The sequence below is a fragment of the Parabacteroides goldsteinii DSM 19448 = WAL 12034 genome, from assembly GCF_000969835.1.
GTDB classification, from domain to species: Bacteria; Bacteroidota; Bacteroidia; order Bacteroidales; family Tannerellaceae; genus Parabacteroides; species Parabacteroides goldsteinii.
In genome coordinates, this window is record NZ_KQ033913.1 from 1,221,084 (window position 1) to 1,239,613 (window position 18,530).

At 43.1% G+C, this 18,530-nt stretch carries 15 protein-coding genes; 8 read left to right on the top strand and 7 right to left on the bottom strand.

Annotated elements, in window-relative coordinates; translation table 11 throughout:
* Positions 1-19: 19 nt before the first annotated feature.
* On the bottom strand, positions 20-1,639 hold the full coding sequence (locus HMPREF1535_RS17995; RefSeq protein ID WP_046147055.1) for a 4Fe-4S binding protein: 1,620 nt from the start codon (positions 1,637-1,639) through the stop codon (positions 20-22).
* Positions 1,639-2,571 carry a DUF362 domain-containing protein gene (locus tag HMPREF1535_RS18000; RefSeq protein ID WP_010803209.1) on the bottom strand — a complete coding sequence of 311 codons (933 nt, stop codon included), beginning with the start codon at positions 2,569-2,571 and terminating at the stop codon, positions 1,639-1,641. The genes HMPREF1535_RS17995 and HMPREF1535_RS18000 overlap by 1 nt, the downstream gene beginning before the upstream one ends.
* 97 nt (positions 2,572-2,668) lie before the next feature.
* Between HMPREF1535_RS18000 and HMPREF1535_RS18005 the strand changes: the two genes are divergently transcribed.
* On the top strand, positions 2,669-3,466 hold the full coding sequence (locus HMPREF1535_RS18005) for a hypothetical protein (protein ID WP_046147056.1): 798 nt from the start codon (positions 2,669-2,671) through the stop codon (positions 3,464-3,466).
* Between the two features lie 385 nt (positions 3,467-3,851).
* On the opposite strand, the gene HMPREF1535_RS18010 is transcribed toward HMPREF1535_RS18005, so the two are convergent.
* The 4 genes from HMPREF1535_RS18010 to HMPREF1535_RS18025 form a co-directional block, all read right to left on the bottom strand.
* Positions 3,852-4,742: a helix-turn-helix domain-containing protein gene (locus HMPREF1535_RS18010; RefSeq protein WP_046147057.1), complete on the bottom strand. Its 891-nt coding sequence runs from the start codon at positions 4,740-4,742 to the stop codon at positions 3,852-3,854.
* Between the two features lie 123 nt (positions 4,743-4,865).
* A complete protein-coding gene (locus HMPREF1535_RS18015) occupies positions 4,866-6,026 on the bottom strand; it encodes a thioredoxin-like domain-containing protein (protein ID WP_082207564.1) in 1,161 nt (386 codons plus the stop codon).
* A gap of 33 nt (positions 6,027-6,059) precedes the next feature.
* Positions 6,060-6,686, bottom strand: a complete 627-nt coding sequence (locus HMPREF1535_RS18020) for an NUDIX hydrolase N-terminal domain-containing protein (RefSeq protein ID WP_010803205.1) — start codon at positions 6,684-6,686, stop codon at positions 6,060-6,062.
* A gap of 34 nt (positions 6,687-6,720) precedes the next feature.
* A complete protein-coding gene (locus HMPREF1535_RS18025) occupies positions 6,721-7,659 on the bottom strand; it encodes a helix-turn-helix domain-containing protein (protein ID WP_046147059.1) in 939 nt (312 codons plus the stop codon).
* A gap of 161 nt (positions 7,660-7,820) precedes the next feature.
* Between HMPREF1535_RS18025 and HMPREF1535_RS18030 the strand changes: the two genes are divergently transcribed.
* The gene (locus tag HMPREF1535_RS18030; RefSeq protein WP_046147060.1) at positions 7,821-10,157 is read left to right on the top strand and encodes an ATP-dependent helicase; all 2,337 of its coding nucleotides are present in this window, start codon (positions 7,821-7,823) and stop codon (positions 10,155-10,157) included.
* Positions 10,158-10,161: 4 nt separating this feature from the next.
* On the opposite strand, the gene HMPREF1535_RS18035 is transcribed toward HMPREF1535_RS18030, so the two are convergent.
* The gene (locus HMPREF1535_RS18035) at positions 10,162-11,625 is read right to left on the bottom strand and encodes a TlpA family protein disulfide reductase (protein ID WP_046147614.1); all 1,464 of its coding nucleotides are present in this window, start codon (positions 11,623-11,625) and stop codon (positions 10,162-10,164) included.
* 413 nt (positions 11,626-12,038) lie between these two features.
* Here HMPREF1535_RS18035 and nspC point away from each other — a divergent pair, with 413 nt between their 5' ends.
* The 6 genes from nspC to HMPREF1535_RS18065 all read left to right on the top strand — a co-directional run bounded on the left by nspC (position 12,039) and on the right by HMPREF1535_RS18065 (position 18,467).
* A complete protein-coding gene (gene nspC, locus HMPREF1535_RS18040; protein WP_046147061.1) occupies positions 12,039-13,178 on the top strand; it encodes a carboxynorspermidine decarboxylase in 1,140 nt (379 codons plus the stop codon).
* 135 nt (positions 13,179-13,313) lie between these two features.
* The gene (gene ftsY / locus HMPREF1535_RS18045; protein ID WP_007656544.1) at positions 13,314-14,267 is read left to right on the top strand and encodes a signal recognition particle-docking protein FtsY; all 954 of its coding nucleotides are present in this window, start codon (positions 13,314-13,316) and stop codon (positions 14,265-14,267) included.
* 138 nt (positions 14,268-14,405) lie between these two features.
* Positions 14,406-15,704, top strand: coding sequence for a 30S ribosomal protein S12 methylthiotransferase RimO (rimO, locus tag HMPREF1535_RS18050; protein ID WP_046147062.1), 1,299 nt, complete (start codon positions 14,406-14,408; stop codon positions 15,702-15,704).
* 20 nt (positions 15,705-15,724) lie between these two features.
* A complete protein-coding gene (locus tag HMPREF1535_RS18055) occupies positions 15,725-16,072 on the top strand; it encodes an HU family DNA-binding protein (protein ID WP_007656546.1) in 348 nt (115 codons plus the stop codon).
* Complete coding sequence (locus HMPREF1535_RS18060) at positions 16,065-17,312, top strand: HU family DNA-binding protein (RefSeq protein WP_046147063.1); 1,248 nt, start codon at positions 16,065-16,067, stop codon at positions 17,310-17,312. Before HMPREF1535_RS18055 ends, HMPREF1535_RS18060 begins: the two co-directional genes overlap by 8 nt.
* 159 nt (positions 17,313-17,471) lie before the next feature.
* Positions 17,472-18,467 carry an AAA family ATPase gene (locus tag HMPREF1535_RS18065; RefSeq protein ID WP_007656548.1) on the top strand — a complete coding sequence of 332 codons (996 nt, stop codon included), beginning with the start codon at positions 17,472-17,474 and terminating at the stop codon, positions 18,465-18,467.
* Positions 18,468-18,530 lie beyond the last annotated feature (63 nt).

The following is an 18,530-nucleotide window of genomic DNA, read 5'->3' on the forward strand; positions in this document are numbered from 1 at the left end:
CAAAGGTAGCATTTTTCCGTTAGAAACCGAAGTCATCGACTTCTACGTTTTTAACTTCTTCCTCTTCCGGCAAAACAATGGTCTGATGCACCGTGTTTGCTTTTACAATAATGGCACGCATCGGACGTACCGGGCAGATGGATTCGCAACCGCCGCAACCGACACACAGGTCCGGATTTACTTCGGGAATAGTCAGCGTCCCTTCATAAGGAACCATATGTACCGCTTGTGTCGGACAGTGTTCGGAGCAGGCACCGCAATCGGTCCCTTCCGTCTTCACGATACAACGGTTGATAAAGAAGGTGGCAATGCCGACTTGCAACGATTTCTTTTCTTCTACGGAAATCGGTTTGAGGGCCTCGGCCGGACAGACTTCCGAGCAAATGGTACATTCATAGTTACAATAACTGCTGATATAAGCCATGCGTGGTTTCAATAGATAGTCGAAACCATATTCAAGCCCTGCCGGACGTAATACCTGGCTGGGACATTTCACGACACAGATATGGCATCCCGTACATTTGTCTTTAAACCGTTCCAGGTTCAGGGAACCGGGAGGGGTGATGGGCGGCCATTTCTTCCGGCCTTTTTTCTTTCCGTGACCGTTACCTAGACCATGTCCTTTGGCTTGTCCGACGCCATCTGCTATAGCCGAAACAACAGGCAAGGTTGCCGCAACCGTTACTCCGGTTGCCAGGAACGTACGGCGGCTGTTAGAAGCACTTACCCGTTCCCGTGCTTGACACGGGATCGCATTGGAACTGCCCGTATCGGCATTCTCTTTACGGAAAGCCGGTTTGAAACGGTATTGCAACCCACCTTTAGAGCAGGAAGAAACGCAATTGAAGCAATCCACGCAACGCGAAGAGTCGACCGTCATCTCTTTTGCATTAATAGCTTCCGCCTTGCAGGTTCGTTCACAGTTGCCGCAATGGTTGCAGGCATCCTTGTCAAACGAGATACGCATTTGTGAATAACGTGATACCAGACTGAGTAAGGCTCCAACGGGACATAATGTATTGCAAAACAAACGCCCCCGGAAAATAACCATTACAATAAATACGACCAGTGCAACAATGGCAGATATTAATCCGGCAATACTAACCGTACTGATTGTAACATGGAATAAAGAATAGTTATCCATCTTCATCAGCCAGTCGGCTAATACATTATTTCCCCACATCACAGCAGGACGAAACAGGTTTGTTGCTATACGACCGAAATTGCTATAAGGGTCGAGCAATAAACATAACCCGGAAAATCCCAATGCGGTAGTCACCACTGTTAGGGCCAGTATTGAATATCGTAGCCAGTTCATTGGCTTATGATAACTGAAACGGCGAACACCTTTTTTCTTCTTTTTACCAATACAAAACAGACGGTTGATGATATCTTGCAGAATCCCGGCCGGACAAATGGCTGAACAGTATATACGTCCAAAAAGGTATGTCATAATAAGCAATACTGCAACAATACCAAACATGCCGCCTAATACTGCGGGCAATAATTGGATATGCAGAAACTTATGTACATCCACCGGCATTTTGTTGGTGAAATCAAGAAAAAACAAGAGTATGGGTATAAAAAACAGGAGTGCGAGAAGTACTCTCACTCCTTTCTGATAATTTAATCGCTTCATTAAATCTTAATACGTTTGATATTGACTTTCTTCAAATCCGTTGTTCCCAGTTTCAATTCTTCACCTTTGCTGATATGGCTTACGGCTTCCATATCCAGTTTCTTTACCTGATTGAACAAAGCCAGGGCAGCCGTGTCGATAGCAATGATATTCGGGGAAACAATCATGGATTTCAATGTAGCTACGTCGGCAGCGCTTTTACCCTGCGGTCCGTTCTGATGCATCATACGGTAAGCATCCACTATGTTCAATACTGGTTTCTTCTGCCAGGTGCAGATGTCGGCGATACATTGTTGCAAGTCGTTCTGATGGAAGAAACGGCGGTCCCAGACGATACCCATATAGTTCTTCATGGCACACGACAGTTTCGCTCCGCCGTGGTTCTTCAGGATAGGCACATTAATCCACGCATCCGCTTCAATCAACGCTTCATGTATCTTTGCAGACTTTACTTTTACCCCGTTGGGGATGGATACTTCTTTAAAGTACTTCTCATCGTTGGCGGGCATGATGATACCTCCGGCTTCTTTGACGGCGGCAGCGATGCCACTGCTTTCGTAACATTTCTGCCAGTTGTCGCAGGTATGGTCGAAAACAGTCACTTTTTCAGCTCCGGCTTCCAGGCACTTCTTTACCAATGCCTTGATTAGTCCCGGATTAGTGTTTCCAGCCAGTTCCGGTGTACGGTCCCAGCCGATGTTCGGTTTGATAACGACTTTTTGCCCTTTCTTGATGTATTTACCGATTCCCCCCAGGGTCTCCAATGCTTTGTCAAGCATGACTTCGGGCTCTCCACCCATTACGGCGACCATTTCGGGAGCTTGTTCTACTGCCATCGTATTGCTGGACAATGCAGCTTGCAACCCGGTAAAGTCTATTGAGAGAGCGGCGCCAGCTACTACACTGGTCTTTAAGAAATCACGACGTTTCATCTTCTTGTAATTGGTTATTAGAATTGTTTATAGTTGAAACAAAGGTAGTAATTCTCTGAATTATAGTGTATCTTTGCCCACAAAAAATATTAAATTAATGGAATTATCAGGCTATATATCATTGCAATCGTTCGTTGAAGGATGCACCGGACCGGCCGGCGAACCGGCACTTATTTTACAGGCTGAGAATTTATTATATACGGTTCCTGAAGAAGAATATCAATATGGATTATCGCTGCTCCGGAAGGCTATCGGAGCATATGAGGCACAAAAAGGTATTCCTTTGGAAAGCAGCAAACAGGCTATTCCTTTTTTTCGTGAAAAGCGCCGGATGCTGATCGGGCCGGAGATGGAACTTTATAAGTTCTCCTTCTATGAGAATGAAACCGTCCTGCCTGAAAAGGTACAGTCAACCGGACAGCCTTATCTGAGGTTATCGTTTGACTATGAGCAATTAGCCGAACATTGTCTTTTTGAAAACATATTCCTGGTACGCTGTAAATACGACGAAAAACGGATACTCGATAATTTCATTACCCAGATGGACCGCGAGTACGATAAATTCTTTTTCGATGAAGAACACAGCGGCTTTACTGCCGATTCGCGTTTCTTTTCTCTTTTATGCAATGCTTGCCTGGAAGTAGAGGAACCATTATCTGCTTCGGAAAAAGAATGGCGGCTGGCAGTCCTCCGCAGTCCGTCCGAAGCCGGTTACCGGTATGATAACGGACAATTGCTACCTTCCGTTCCCATTTCTTTGCCGTTAAGTGTGATTCGCCGGGTTGCTTTGCTTAACAGTGAGAAAGAAGGATTGAATTTTAGTGCCCTTGCCGGATTCATGCAGCGCATCGGATTACCGCCCGAACGTTATCTGGAAGGTTTGTTGGAACAATAAACGACAAACTATTGACGGAATTGATTTAGTTCAAAGGTTCTTATCTACAATATCTACAACTTTTGTTGTAATTTATTGTTTATTAGCGGGCTATGGTATGAATGTAGATATAAATGTATCTACAATAGCAGGGATGTATCTACCATTATTGTTACTTTTCAAATACAACATGTAACCATCTTACACTTGTGAGGTATTACAATTATCTCTATGTCCATAATTGCTGTCAGGTATAGTTTATTTGTTTTTCTGCTGTCTAAACTTTTGTTTTGTGCTGAGAAAACAAAAGTTTACACCGTACAAAACTTTTATTTCCTCCACAAGAAACTTTTATTCATCCCTCCTCCTTTCTCCATCGAAAAGCAAGATAGTGATATGTAATGTATCAGTTGGGATGCCTGTATTTGTTGGGTGAACATCCGGCTATTTTGGTAAACAACCGGGTAAAATACTGGACTGAAGAATAGCCTAGTTCGTCAGCAATCTGGTTGACGGTTTTGTGGGTTGTCTGAAGTCGTTGTCGGGCGATTTCGATACGTTTGAACTGTATGTGTTCCTTTATGTTTTTCCCCGTTTCATATTTCAGCAAATCTGTGAAGTAGGAGGGTGACAGCTGAAGTAAATCCGCACAATATTCAGCCGAAGGCAAACCGTTGCGTTTCACCCGGTCTGCTTCGAAATATTCATTTAGTATCTTCTCAAATTTGGTGAGCAGTTTCTTGTTGGCTTCGCAACGGGTGATAAACTGGCGTTCGTTGAAACGTATGCAATAATCCAGCAGCAACTCGATGTATTTTGTTATCAGCGTTTTGCTGTGGCAATCTATGGCGTGCTGTAACTCTTCACGGATATTATCGAAACATTCCGATACTTTCTGTTTCTCACGTGCCGAGATATGGAGGGCTTCATTTTTGTGATAAGAAAAGAATGAGTAATCCTGTATATTCTGCCCCAACGAAGTGCAACCGATAAGGTCCGGATGAAATGCCAGCATCCTGCCTTTCTGTGGCAATAAGCAGTTATCTATCGCAATGGTCTCTCCCGGTGTGAGGAACAGGAGCGTACCGTCAGAATAGTCATAATATTGACGTCCGTACAGGAAATCCCCGCACCGGCATTCCCTTAACAGGACGGCATAAAAGCCTAACTTGATGTTTTGCTGCGTCAGGTTGCTGTCGGATAAGTCGATGACGCTGACCAGAGGATGCAATGTCTTGCTACCCATGTAGCAGTTACATTGGTGGACCGTTCCTATTTTTATCGTTTTACTTTTCAAAGTCGTAAGTATTTGAACAGTAACAAAGATACAAAGAGATTTACATCTAAAAACAGGGACATGTAATTAGGGTAACAATATCCGTAATATTGGTACAACTTTCATTCTGACGGCAAGTTTTGCTTAGTTTCCTGTTAATGCATATAGCTTGTTTATCTCATTTTCTTCCCATAAATTGAATGGTTCGAAATTGCCGTCGGGATATACTAATAGGGTATGCGGAATGTGAGGTACATAATATTTGCCACGTACTCCGGCTATATCCTGGTAAGCTAGCAGGCTTCTCCAGGGTAATTCCTCTTTCTTCACAAATTCCTGCCATTGTTTGATTGTTTTCTTTTCATCTATGGATATGGTTACGAAATCTACTTTATCTTTTAATTTCTGATAAATTTCTTTCTGGACAGGAAGTTGCTTATGGCAAGGCTGACACCAGGAAGCAGAAAAGATGATGACCGTACATCGTGTAGAGTCTTTTATGATTGGAGTGCTTTCTTCCGTTAAAGCATCGGGCAGACTGATGTTTTCGAATTTTGCGGTCAGATATTTCTCAACGGCTTCTCCCCAGATTGAACCTTTATATTTATCTGAGAAATTAGTATAAATGGTCTGAACATCTTTCTTGTCCTTATATTGACTCAGATGGTTGGCAAATTGGGAGATCAGGTATTTTGAATCTGGATATTGTCTGGCCAATAGGGTGTATCTGTTTACATATTCTTCATAGGTTGTATCGTTCTGACTCATGAAAAGGCTGTAAAAAGGGTCAATCAATCTGATATATGTCTCGGAATCTTTATCTGGTTCCACCGTAAATATCGTCTGGTTGATTTTTCCTATAACCGTACTGTCTGTTCCTTCCGGAGTTATTGCTTTTAAGAAAATATTCTCCATTGTACTGCAGTCCTTATATGTAAGAGTGAAAAAGGATGATTCTTCATCGAGTGTCAGTTGATGCGTATAAAGGTCTTTTCCATTTATGGTTGCTATAAATGATGCTTTGAAGGTGGTATTTGTATTCCAGTCAAAAGGCTTGGGGAGTATCTCAAAAGACGCTGTCGTTTTATACAGGCTGTCCGGTATCTGAAATGTCCATGTGATACTATCCGCCTTTTTCCCTTTTATAAAGAAAGGCTGAATCTCCGTGTTTCGGATGAACAAAGAATCATACTCTATACCTTTTGTTTGTATAGTCAATGACCGATGCTTGTTATCGATGGTTCTGTTGCATGATGCGGTGAACATTGTTACAAACAAAATCCCTAATAGATACTTTGTCTTCATGGTTTTACGTTTTATGATTGATATTCGTGGTTTTCAGTCAAACTGTACCTCCCAGTCTTTATCCCGGTAGGCGGCAAAGCACATTTCTATCTGTTCCTTATTATTCTTTTCTTCGGCTAGCGGGGGAATTTCATCGAGGCTGAAATAACCGCTTTCTATCGTTTCTATGTTGGGCTGGAAATCTCCGCCTTTGGCTTCACAGAGGACAAAAACTTTGCAGACATTATAAGCATAGGGAGGCAGATTATGCAGGTTCCGGTCCTGTACCGCTATAATCCGGGTTGCTTCGACGTCCAAGCCGGCTTCTTCTTTTACTTCTTTTATCGTGTTCGACTTTATGGTCTGGTTTACGTCCACCCAACCTCCGGGTAACGACCAGGTACCGTTTTTCTCTTTGACCAGCAATATCCTGTTGGCTTTAAAGATGGCGGCTCTTGTGTCCAGCTTAGGTGTTTGGAAACCTTCTTCGTTACAAAACAAGTCCTTTACTTTCTCCAAAGGCAAACCGGTTTGCCGGCTGACTATTTCGGCCGATATTTCCCTGATGCGTTCAAACCGTTCGATATCGAAAGCATCTTTTGAATATGTTAACCCCGCTTGTGCGATAAATTGTAGTTCCTTGGCCCATTCAAGCCATTCCGGTTGCTGATTTTTGTTCATAATTATTCTTTTACGTGTAAAAGTTTCTCTCTGTTCAGGCAGTCTGGGTATAGGTCTCTGTTACCGGTTCTTTGATTTCCAGCTGGTAAGCCCGTCCGCGGTCTGTCGTTATTTTGAGATTGCTGTTTTCTTCGATAAGCGGGCGGAGGCGGCGTATCAGGGTGTTCAGCGTTTCGTCGGCATTCTCCTTGCCAGGCCATAGGGCTTCGCAAATATCAGTGCGTGCTAATATATGGGAAGAGGTAAGGTAGAACATTTCCATTACTTTATATTGCTGCGGGGTTAACCGTAGTTTTTCCTGGTCTTCTTTATAGAAACAAGCCTTGTCGCATGAGAAAGTAAGATTTCCGAAAGCGATAAGGTTTTCTTTTTGTACAGGAGCTTCAGCTTGCTTGCGCCGCATTAAAAACCACGAAAGACAACCTGCCAGGAGGGCAAACAACAGGAGCAGGAGGGGAACTTTCTTGTCTGTCAGCGCCAAGACGTCGGAGGCTGAATAGTTTACATACCCCTGAAAAGAGATTCCCAAATCTTCCAGGGAGGATTCGGGGAGGTTCAGATTTGCACTTAACCAGATAATGGTATCACTTGCCAGGTAATTCTTAGTCTGGTCTTTTCCCGGCGTTGCGTCTGTTACCGGTTTATCTATGGCTTTCTTGTTTTTGACATGTACGATGATGCCGCTTTTATCTTTTAATTGCTCGAGCTTCAATGCTTCGGCAAAATCTTTGTTATAACTTTCGATGGAAACGGGATTTCCGAAGACGGCGGACAGGCGCGAATAGGTTTTGAGCGTATCCTGATTCATCCATAGCTCGGAATTTTGCATAATGGTCTGCTGCAATGCCTGGTTCAGGTCCGAAACGATTGCTTTCTGTGCCTCCGAGTAGTTGTGAAAGCCGAAACTGAATGATAGTACAAGCATACAAGCTGTAAAGAGTACCGATAGATTTGCTGCTAACCGTATGTTCATCGTTTTTCTTTTATTAACGCCCGAAGGTAATAATTTATTGTAATCCTTGCTAACACAATCGTATCAATTTGCGCGAATCCCTTTAAATAACAGGAATGATGATTTAATGAAATCCGAATAAATAAAAATTAGTACCTTTGTGTTCCTAAAAGAAAAGGTACGTGGAAGAATATCTGAATAAACTGAATGAAAGTCAGCGCGAAGCTGTGGAATATAACGAAGGTCCGTCATTGGTGATTGCCGGTGCCGGTTCGGGTAAGACCAGGGTGCTTACTTATAAGATTGCTTATCTGGTACATCTGGGGTTGGCACCTCAAAGTATCCTGGCACTGACTTTTACTAATAAGGCAGCCCGTGAAATGAAGGAACGTATCGCCGCCATTACCGGTGACCAGACGGCCCGCCGTCTGTGGATGGGGACGTTTCACTCTATCTTCTCACGTATCTTGCGTTATGAAGCGGAGCATATCGGGTATCCTTCCAACTTTACCATTTACGATACGACAGATTCGAAGAGCCTGCTGAAAGCTATCATTAAAGAGATGCAGCTGGACGATAAGGTATATCGCCTCGGCATGGTGCAAAGCCGTATCTCTAATGCCAAGAATGCGCTGGTTACCTGGAAAGCCTACGAACAAAGCAAGGAACTGATGCAGCATGACATAGATTCGAAAGTTCCTTTACTGCGTGAAATCTATAAACGGTATCAGAACCGTTGCCAGCAGGCCGGTGCCATGGACTTCGATGATTTGTTGCTTCAGACAAATATCCTGTTCCGTGACCATCCGCAGGTGTTGGAGAAATACCGCAGTTTCTTCCAGTTCGTGTTGGTTGATGAGTATCAGGACACGAACTTTGCGCAGCACCTGATAGTCCAAAGACTTTGTGAGCAGCATCGCCGCATCTGTGTGGTAGGGGATGATGCACAAAGTATCTATTCTTTCCGTGGTGCCAATATTGACAATATCCTGCAATTCAAAAATCAGTATCCCGGATGCCGTATCTTTAAACTGGAGCGTAATTACCGTTCTACACAAAATATTGTAAATGCGGCAAACAGTCTGATTCATAAGAACAAGGAACAGATTCATAAAAATGTCTATTCGGAGAAGGAAGAGGGTAGCAAAGTGCGTATTTCTGCTTCTTATTCGGATTACGAGGAAGGATATGCTGTCGCTTCTGCAATCAATGAGTTGCGGTTGCGCAAAGATTATGATTATGCAGACTTTGCCATCCTGTACCGGACGAATGCACAGTCGCGTATCCTGGAAGAGGCACTCCGTAAAAGAGGTATTCCTTATAAAATATATGGCGGTTTGTCATTTTATCAGCGGAAGGAAATAAAAGATATCATTTCTTATCTGCGCCTGATTGTGAATCCTCATGACGAAGAAGCATTCAAGCGTGTTATCAATTATCCGTCGCGCGGCATTGGAGATACGACTGTCGGTAAAGTAATAAGTGCGGCTACAGACAATAATGTGAGTCTTTGGACGGTACTGAATGCTCCTATCGACTACGACTTGCCTATCAATAGCGGGACAGCGAAGAAACTGACTGATTTCCGTGAGATGATTGAACGTTTCATAGAGCAGAACACTCGCTTGTCCGCCGAAGAAATGGCAGCAATAGTGGTCAAGGAGAGTGGGATTGTCAGTTCTCTTTTTCAGGACCGTTCGGTGGAAGGGATTAGTAAGCAGGAAAACTTACAGGAGTTATTGAAAGGTATTGCCGAGTTCTGTGAGTTGAGACGTGAAGAAGGAGTCGAACAGGTTTCTTTGGCAGACTTCCTTTCGGAGGTATCCCTGCTGACCGACCAGGATAATGACAAAGACGAGCAGGCTAATAAAGTAACGATGATGACCGTACATGCCGCTAAGGGACTGGAATTTAAAAATGTGTTTGTTGTCGGTTTGGAAGAGGAGTTGTTCCCATCATCTATGTCCAAGGATAATCCGCGTGCGGTAGAAGAGGAACGTCGTTTGTTCTATGTAGCGATCACCCGTGCCGAAGAAAATTGTGTGCTGACTTATGCCAAAAGTCGTTTCCGGAACGGGCAAAGCGCCATGTGTTCTCCCAGCCGTTTTCTGAAAGATATCGATGTGCGCTTCCTGGATGTTCCGGCGGATTCGTCGGCAGATACTTTTGCCGCTGCCCGCGAACGGTTCCAGCGTCCGGCATTTACTTCACCTTTTCAGCAGCCACGTGCAGTGGAGAAGGAAGAACCTTCTTTTATCTCTCCTGTGGCACAGGCACAGCAACGCCAGCGTTTGACAAAAGTAGAAACAACAACATCCACTCCGGCGTCGTCTTCTGCTCCTGCATCCGACCTTTCCGGTTTACGTGTCGGAGCAAAAGTACGTCACGACCGTTTTGGAGAAGGAGAAGTCATTGCTATCGAAGGCGATGGCGGAAATGCAAAAGCAACGGTAGCATTCACCCATTTCGGACAAAAACAGTTACTATTGAAGTTTGCCAGGTTGACGATTATCGGATAAACGCTTACAATAAACTATTTATTTTCTGTTTGGTTCGCGGATCACTGGGACGTACCACTGTCCCATAATCCACAATGATCCCTTCCCGATTGAGTAACAGATAATGAGGGTAACCTTTTAATTCCAGTCGGTTCAATATTTTATAAAAAGAGTTCTCATCCGAAATGTCTGTTTGATACAGGCAATCGATGCCTGGCTGTTGCAGATCCAGCCGTTTCACTAAATCTTCCCATGTCTTTTTGGGACCGCCGGCACAAATACTTACTATAACGACATCTCCCGGAGAATATTCTTTACGAAGTTTTTTGAGTGGTTCCATTTCTTTCAGGCAAGGGGGGCATGATGTAGTCCAAAAATCCAGGTAGATTACTTTTCCCTTATATTTGTCCAGTATTTCATAAATGGGTTTCATAAAATCTGTGTCAATCTTTGAGTTTGGCATATCAGAATAGTTCCCATAAAGCATATAATTGGATACGGTACGGGGATTTTTCAGAAAATCTTTTTTGTTTTGATAAGCCAGATGAAGTTCACGGTTTAAAACAGGAATATGCACAATTGAATCGAGCTGTTTTTGCCGACTGGAAAAGAGTGTTGTATCGTTACTTATTAACGATTGTGAGATTGATGCAGCATAAAGATATTGCCTGATATTCTTTCCGGTAGGGTAGGCTGCTATGATATCATCGAGAGTAGTCTTCTCTTTCTTCATCTTATATATTGGGTAAGAGATAAAAGAGTTAACGATCTCTGTCAGTTTGAATATATTTGACGGAATGATTTCCCCTTCGAAAAGAGAATCGACCTTAACAAATATTTCCTGTTTGTTGTATCTGGAGATATCTTTATTTTGCCAGCTCCGGTTATTCAGGTAGCTTATTAGTGTGCAATAATAATCGATCTCCAGGAGTTTGTTTGTGTATTGCTGTATTTCTTCATCCGGTTTGTATTTTTCGAGAAACTCCTGTCTGCGTTCTTGTCGTAGTTGATATTCTTGTTGCAGTTCTGCATCAAAAGCCTCCGGTTCCAGATCTCCTCTGATCGAATAGTGTTCTATATAATAGCGTCCGCTCTGTACGAAAGTATTTGTTTCCTGATTCCTTTTCTCTGCATCTCCAAAAATCTTCGGATTAAGTATGTTTTTAAAGTCTATCTCCACATGCAAACTATCGCCTGGACTGACTAATATATGGTCTGCAAACTTATTGATCTGTACATTCCGGAGTTTAGCGTAAGGAGAAAAATGAAATGAAAAACTACCGTCCTCTGCAATAGGAACAACATATTTCGTTTCCTGATCCCGGAAAAAAGGAACGATAAGTGTTAAGTCTTTTTCCTGCGGGTAAAAATCTCTGTTCAAAATTTTCCCGGTAATAAGAACTTCTTTTGAGTAATCTTCATATTCTTTGTCGGATGAATTACAACACAGACATAAAAAAGGAAGTAGAAGTAATAATAGTTGTTTCATGATATTCAGAATTACAGGATACTTATACAAGTAACAAATATACTATTTTATATCAAATAAGAAAGTTTGAATCGAATAAAAAATCTATACCTTGTGTAAGTACAATAGTTAGATAAAAATTAGCCAAGCCTAAGTTGAGAGCTGTGAGTATAACTATTTACTGAGTGAAAGTGAGTGACACTATAATGTTACTAAATAGCATCCTTTATTCTCATTGTTAAAAGGGAAGAAAAGCTATATTGTCATAGTTGACAGATAATGGATATGCTTATTGGATTTATTACTATGTAGTTTGTTTTCGACGTCCTCAAAAACAAATTAGTTACCATACAAATCTTCTTCAGGTCTATAAGGTGGGATATTATGAATATAAGATTATCTTTGTAGCTTGTTTAATAGAATAAAGAAACTAAATGATCGATTTCAACGTAATACCCTCTCCTTGTTATGTAATGGAAGAGAAGCTGCTTCGTAATAACCTGGCACTGATCAAAAGTGTGAAGGAGCGGGCAGGAGTGAATATAATTCTTGCATTTAAAGCATTTGCTTTATGGAAATCTTTTCCGATCGTTCGTGAGTATATACCTTATTCAACGGCCAGTTCGAAGTTTGAGGCACAATTGGCTTTTGAAGAAATGGGAAGTCCGGCACATACCTATTCGCCGGCTTACACGGAAACGGATTTTCCTACCATATTAAAATACAGCAGTCATGTAACCTTTAATTCCTTGTCTCAGTTCGAGCGTTTTTATCCGATGGTAAAAGCAGATGGGAATCGGGTATCGTGCGGTTTACGCATTAATCCGGAATATTCGGATGTGGAAACGGAATTGTACAATCCTTGTGCGCCCGGTTCGCGAATGGGCATTATAGCCGACCTGCTGGGTGAAAAATTACCGGAAGGAGTGGAAGGATTGCATTTCCATACATTATGTGAATCGACTTCGTTCGATCTGGAAAAAACATTGGGAGAAGTGGAGAAGCGTTTCGGACGTTTTCTTCCGCATATAAAATGGTTGAATATGGGGGGCGGACATCTGATAACTCGCAAAGGATATGATACGGAGCATCTGATATCATTACTTCAGGGTTTTAAGGCTAAGTATCCTAATTTAGAGATCATTATGGAGCCAGGAAGCGCCTTTGCATGGCAAACGGGATTTCTCCTGACAACCGTTGTGGATATCGTTGAAAACCACGGAATAAAGACGGCTATAATTGACGCTTCGTTTACCTGCCACATGCCTGATTGCCTGGAGATGCCATATAAACCGGTTATCCGTAATGCTACAGATCCGGTAGGGGGAAAGCCTACTTACCGAATCGGCGGAAACAGTTGTCTGAGTGGTGATTATATGGGAGACTGGTCATTCGATGAACCGCTGAAGATAGGGGACAAGATCGTCTTTGAAGATATGATTCACTATACGATTGTCAAAACATCCATGTTCAACGGCATACCGCATCCGTCATTGGCTCTCTGGAGTAAGGATGATGAACTGGTGGTCTACAGAACATTCGGTTACGAAGACTATAAAGGAAGAAACGGTTAAGTTGCAACAAGCAGGTGGCAGGGCTGTTTTTGCGGAAAACAAATAACTTTCCACGGTCAACTGTCATCTGTCAACTAAAAAAGTTGTAACTTAGCAGCCTCATTCTAAGCAGAAATAAATTAAGCGAATTAATATATGGGTATTTTTAGCTTTTTCAGTAAAGAAAAAAAGGAAACTTTAGACAAAGGGTTATCTAAGACCAAAGAAAATGTTTTTTCTAAACTCACCAGGGCTATTGCCGGTAAGAGCAAGGTCGATGATGAAGTATTGGATAATCTGGAAGAGGTGCTTATCACTTCCGACGTTGGTGTAGATACGACGTTGAAGATCATTGAGCGTATCGAAAAGCGCGTAGCCCGGGATAAATATGTAACTACCCAGGAACTGACGACATTGTTGCGCGATGAAATCGCAACTCTGCTTACCGAAAACAATACGGAAGATGCCGAAAGCTTTACTGTGCCGGAAGATAAAAAGCCCTATGTAATTATGGTAGTCGGTGTGAACGGTGTCGGTAAGACTACTACGATCGGAAAGTTGGCTTACCAGTTCAAGAAAGCCGGAAAGAATGTCTATTTGGGAGCAGCCGATACATTCCGTGCTGCAGCGGTGGAACAGCTTGTCATTTGGAGTGAACGGGTAGGCGTGCCTATCGTAAAACAAAAGATGGGGTCTGATCCGGCTTCCGTAGCGTTTGATACGCTTAGTTCAGCCAAGGCAAATGGTGCGGATGTCGTTATCATCGATACGGCCGGCCGTTTGCATAACAAGATAAACTTGATGAATGAGTTGACCAAGATTAAGAATGTGATGAAGAAGGTTATCCCTGATGCTCCTCACGAAGTTTTGTTGGTTCTGGACGGTTCGACAGGTCAGAATGCTTTTGAACAGGCAAAACAATTTACTGCTGCAACCGAAGTGAATGCGCTGGCTGTAACGAAACTGGACGGAACGGCTAAAGGTGGTGTAGTGATCGGTATTTCAGACCATTTCCGTATCCCAGTGAAGTATATCGGCCTGGGTGAAGGAATGGAGGATCTGCAGGTCTTTAATAAAAAGGAATTTGTCAATTCGCTATTTGGAGAATAATAATACCAGATAAGAGTAACTTTTCCCCTCTTGAGAGGGGGCAGGGGGTGTGTTAAAGCCTGTTTTTGGACAGAATTATAACACACCCCTTATCCCCTCTCAAGAGGGGAACTAGTTACTATCAGTTCGTAAAATAATATGAGGAAAAATAAAGTAGATATCATAACGCTTGGATGTTCGAAGAATCTGGTCGATTCTGAACAGTTGATGCGTCAGTTTGTAGCTAACGGTTATACGGTGGAGCATGATCCGCATAAAATAAACGGGGAGATCGTTGTCGTTAATACCTGCGGTTTTATCGGTGATGCGCAGGAAGAATCGATCAACATGATTCTGGAACTGGGTGAAGCCAAGAAAAAAGGAAAGATCGGCCAGTTGTATATAATGGGATGTCTCACCGAACGTTTTCTGGAGGAAATGAAACAGGAATTGCCGGAGGTAGACCGCTTTTACGGTAAATTCAACTGGAAGCAACTCCTTACCGATATCGGTAAGTCTTATCATCGTGAACTGGCTTCCGACCGTGTATTGACCACCCCGAAACATTATGCCTTTCTGAAAATAGCGGAGGGGTGTAACCGAACTTGTTCCTATTGTGCCATTCCTATCAGTACCGGACATTACCAGTCCCTTCCGATGGAGCAGATAGAAGAAGAGGTCCGTTTGCTTGTGGCACAGGGTGTAAAAGAATTTCAGGTGATCGCCCAGGATTTGACTTATTACGGAAAAGATATATATAAAAGGTACGCGTTGCCGGAATTGGTCGAACGTATTTCTGATATCCCCGGAGTGGAATGGATTCGCTTGCATTATGCTTATCCTACCCATTTCCCTTATGATTTATTGCGGGTGATGCGTGAACGTGCAAATGTCTGCAAATATCTGGATATCGCTTTACAACATATCAGCGATCCGATGCTTACAAAAATGCGCCGCAATATCACGAAGGAAGAAACGTATGCTTTGCTGGAACGCATCCGTGAAGAAGTTCCGGGTATCCATATCCGTACAACCTTGATGGTGGGCCATCCGGGTGAAACGGAGCAGGACTTTGAAGAACTGGTCGAGTTTGTCAAAAAGGCACGTTTCGAACGTATGGGTGCTTTTGCCTATAGCCATGAAGAGGGTACCTATTCATTCAAAAATTATACGGATGATGTCCCCGACGAAGTCAAACAGGAACGTCTGGATTATCTCATGCGGATACAGGAGAGAATATCTGCCGGGGTGAATGAGTCGAAAGTGGGTCAAACTTTTAAAGTAATAATCGACCGGGAAGAGGAAGACGGCTATATCGGTCGTACCGAATTCGATTCTCCGGAGGTGGACCCTGAAGTGATTGTTTTTAAAGAGCACTCATTGAAACCGGGAGAGTTTTACAACGTAAATATCGAAGAATCACAGGCTTTCGACCTTTACGGAAAAGTGTTGCTTTGATATAAAAAGCATTAAGAAGTTTGTCTGTTTACAAAAAAATTACTAATATCGTGGCTGAATCTATAGATGAAGCAAGTATGAAAAACAAGGAACTGATTACAGAATTATCTGTAAAACTGGGATGGACGTCGAAAGAGGTAACAGAAATGTTAGCCGCTTTTGGGGCTGTGGTCGGTTCGAAACTGGCGGATAATGATGCTGTCTATTTACAGGGATTCGGGCTGTTTGAAGTCAAGAAGAAAGCGGAACGTATCTCTGTTAATCCTGCAAGTGGAAAACGTTATCTGGTCCCGCCCAAACTGGTTCCTGTCTTTAAGCCGGGGGCGACCCTGAAATCCAAACTAAAAGAATTGAGCGACAATGAATAGTCGGCTGACAATACAAGATCTGGCCGGTTTACTGGCCGAGCGTACCGGAAAGGATAGGAATAGCGCCGAGCAGTTCCTGAGAGAGTTTATTGCCATCGTATCACAAGGAGTTTTTACCGATAAAGTAGCTAAAATAAAAGGACTTGGTAGTTTTAAAATCGTTTTGGTAGAAAAACGGGAGAGTATCCATGTGAATACAGGCGAGCGTTTCCTGATACCTGCACATTATAAGTTTTCCTTCCTCCCTGATAAAGAATTACGTGAACTGGTAAATAAACCGTTCTCTTTTTTTGAAACTACGGAATTGAACGAAGATGTTGACTTTACCGATCTGGACGTATCCAATACGGTGGAAGACAAAGAAGCGGAAGATGAATCTGTCGAAGAAATCCTTCAGGAAAGCGAAGAAGTGATCGTTGAAACACCGGAGCCATTGCAGCCGACAGATGATGTCTGTGTTTCTGAAGAACTTCCGGAGGTTGAGCAGCCGGTCGAAGAACCCGCAGAAAATGAACCGGAAGAAGTAATCGAAGAATCGATAGTCCCGGACGAGCCCTCTCCGGCAGAAAATGATATTCCTGAGCAAACCGAACCGGAAAATACATCTTCAGACCAGCTAAAAGAAGAAACGAAGCAAGAACCTTCAGTTGCCAATTATCCTGGCATGGACGGGTTTCAGATTGAAGACGAGGAGCCGACGGCTTCTTCCTGGATCAAAATACTGGTATCCGTCGGTGTCGTTGCCATTGTTGCAATAGCAGGTATCTTCCTGTATCTTAACCGGAGTTTATTCCTGGGATCTGATACGTCGGGATCGACTGTCCTGACCGGTATGTCGTTGCCGGGAACTGCTGTTGTTCCTGAGGATACGACCCGTGTGGAAGAATCCGAAGTAACAGAAGCGGAACTTGAAACGGTAGAGGAGAAGGATACTGTTTCCGTCGAATCCGTAGCGCCGGTAGTCGAGCCTGCGGCACAAACACCTAAAATACTGGCAAAAGTAAAAATAGAACCGGGAAGCCGTCTGACCTTGATTTCTCTTGAATATTATGGAAGTAAAATATTCTGGGTTTACCTGTATGAATATAATAAATCAGTCATCAAGGATCCGAACAATGTCCCCGTAGGTACTGAGATACAGGTGCCTGCACCGGAGTTGTACGGAATAGACAAACATAGCCGTGCTTCCGTAGAGAAAGCCGCTGCACGTCAAACAGAAATATTGTCCGGAAAATTGTAACTAAAATCCACGATTTTAAGTAAAATAAAACAAAATAGTTCTCGCTCCGGTTAGTATTATTTAACTGCAAAAGTGAAGGATACGAATTTAACATTTCTAATTTTGTGCAACTATAAAAACAAGCAGAAACAATAACAATATAAATAAGAAAAAAAATCTATGAGTCAGACAGTAGACATTCGTGAGTTGAACGAACGGATTGAGAGTAAAAGTTCGTTTGTAAACATGATTACGATGGGCATGGACCAGGTAATTGTTGGACAGAAGCATTTGGTTGAATCGTTAATGATCGGTCTGCTTTCAGATGGGCATATCCTGCTGGAAGGTGTTCCCGGCTTGGCTAAAACACTTGCCATTAAAACATTGGCCTCACTGATCGATGCCAAATACAGCCGTATACAGTTTACGCCGGACTTGCTGCCGGCCGACGTGATCGGTACAATGATTTATAGTCAGAAAAGCGAAGAATTTCAGGTAAAACAAGGCCCGGTCTTCGCTAATTTTGTGTTGGCGGATGAAATTAACCGTGCACCGGCCAAAGTTCAGAGTGCACTGTTGGAAGCCATGCAGGAACGTCAGGTGACAATCAGCGAAAACACGTATAAGTTGCCGGAACCCTTCCTGGTAATGGCAACCCAGAACCCGATCGAGCAGGAAGGTACTTATCCGCTGCCCGAAGCGCAGGTAGACCGTTTCATGCTGAAAGTGATCATCAACTATCCGAAGAAAGAGGAAGAAAAACTAATCATCCGTCAGAACATCTCCGGCATCAAACCGGATATCAAACCGATCCTGACAAAGAACGAGATACTGGAAGCACGTAAAGTTGTGCGTGAAGTATATCTGGATGAAAAGATCGAACGCTACATCGTCGACATCGTGTTTGCAACCCGTTTCCCGCAGGAACATGGCCTGGCAAACCTTTCCAATATGATTGCATTCGGTGCGTCTCCCCGTGCTTCCATCAATTTGGCGCTGGCTGCCCGTGCTTATGCATTTATCAAACGCAGAGGTTATGTGATTCCGGAAGATATCCGTGCCGTATGCCACGACGTGATGCGCCACCGTATCGGTTTGAGCTACGAAGCGGAAGCGAATAACCTGACATCCGAAGAGGTGATCAGCGAAATCCTTAATAAGGTAGAGGTGCCTTAACCTTCGGTTCTGGCAATGCTTTTTTACTGGTGAAAAATGCCTTCCCGGTTTGGGAAACGACTT

Excerpts from the sequence above, each read along its gene's own strand:
- nspC (WP_046147061.1), top strand. The coding sequence starts at position 12,039 with ATGATCGATTTCAACGTAATACCCTCTCCTTGTTATGTAATGGAAGAG.
- HMPREF1535_RS18025 (WP_046147059.1), bottom strand. The coding sequence starts at position 7,659 with ATGAACATACGGTTAGCAGCAAATCTATCGGTACTCTTTACAGCTTGT.
- HMPREF1535_RS18065 (WP_007656548.1), top strand. The coding sequence starts at position 17,472 with ATGAGTCAGACAGTAGACATTCGTGAGTTGAACGAACGGATTGAGAGT.
- HMPREF1535_RS18005 (WP_046147056.1), top strand. The coding sequence starts at position 2,669 with ATGGAATTATCAGGCTATATATCATTGCAATCGTTCGTTGAAGGATGC.
- HMPREF1535_RS18020 (WP_010803205.1), bottom strand. The coding sequence starts at position 6,686 with ATGAACAAAAATCAGCAACCGGAATGGCTTGAATGGGCCAAGGAACTA.
- ftsY (WP_007656544.1), top strand. The coding sequence starts at position 13,314 with ATGGGTATTTTTAGCTTTTTCAGTAAAGAAAAAAAGGAAACTTTAGAC.
- HMPREF1535_RS18000 (WP_010803209.1), bottom strand. The coding sequence starts at position 2,571 with ATGAAACGTCGTGATTTCTTAAAGACCAGTGTAGTAGCTGGCGCCGCT.
- HMPREF1535_RS18035 (WP_046147614.1), bottom strand. The coding sequence starts at position 11,625 with ATGAAACAACTATTATTACTTCTACTTCCTTTTTTATGTCTGTGTTGT.
- HMPREF1535_RS17995 (WP_046147055.1), bottom strand. The coding sequence starts at position 1,639 with ATGAAGCGATTAAATTATCAGAAAGGAGTGAGAGTACTTCTCGCACTC.
- HMPREF1535_RS18015 (WP_082207564.1), bottom strand. The coding sequence starts at position 6,026 with ATGAAGACAAAGTATCTATTAGGGATTTTGTTTGTAACAATGTTCACC.
- HMPREF1535_RS18060 (WP_046147063.1), top strand. The coding sequence starts at position 16,065 with ATGAATAGTCGGCTGACAATACAAGATCTGGCCGGTTTACTGGCCGAG.
- rimO (WP_046147062.1), top strand. The coding sequence starts at position 14,406 with ATGAGGAAAAATAAAGTAGATATCATAACGCTTGGATGTTCGAAGAAT.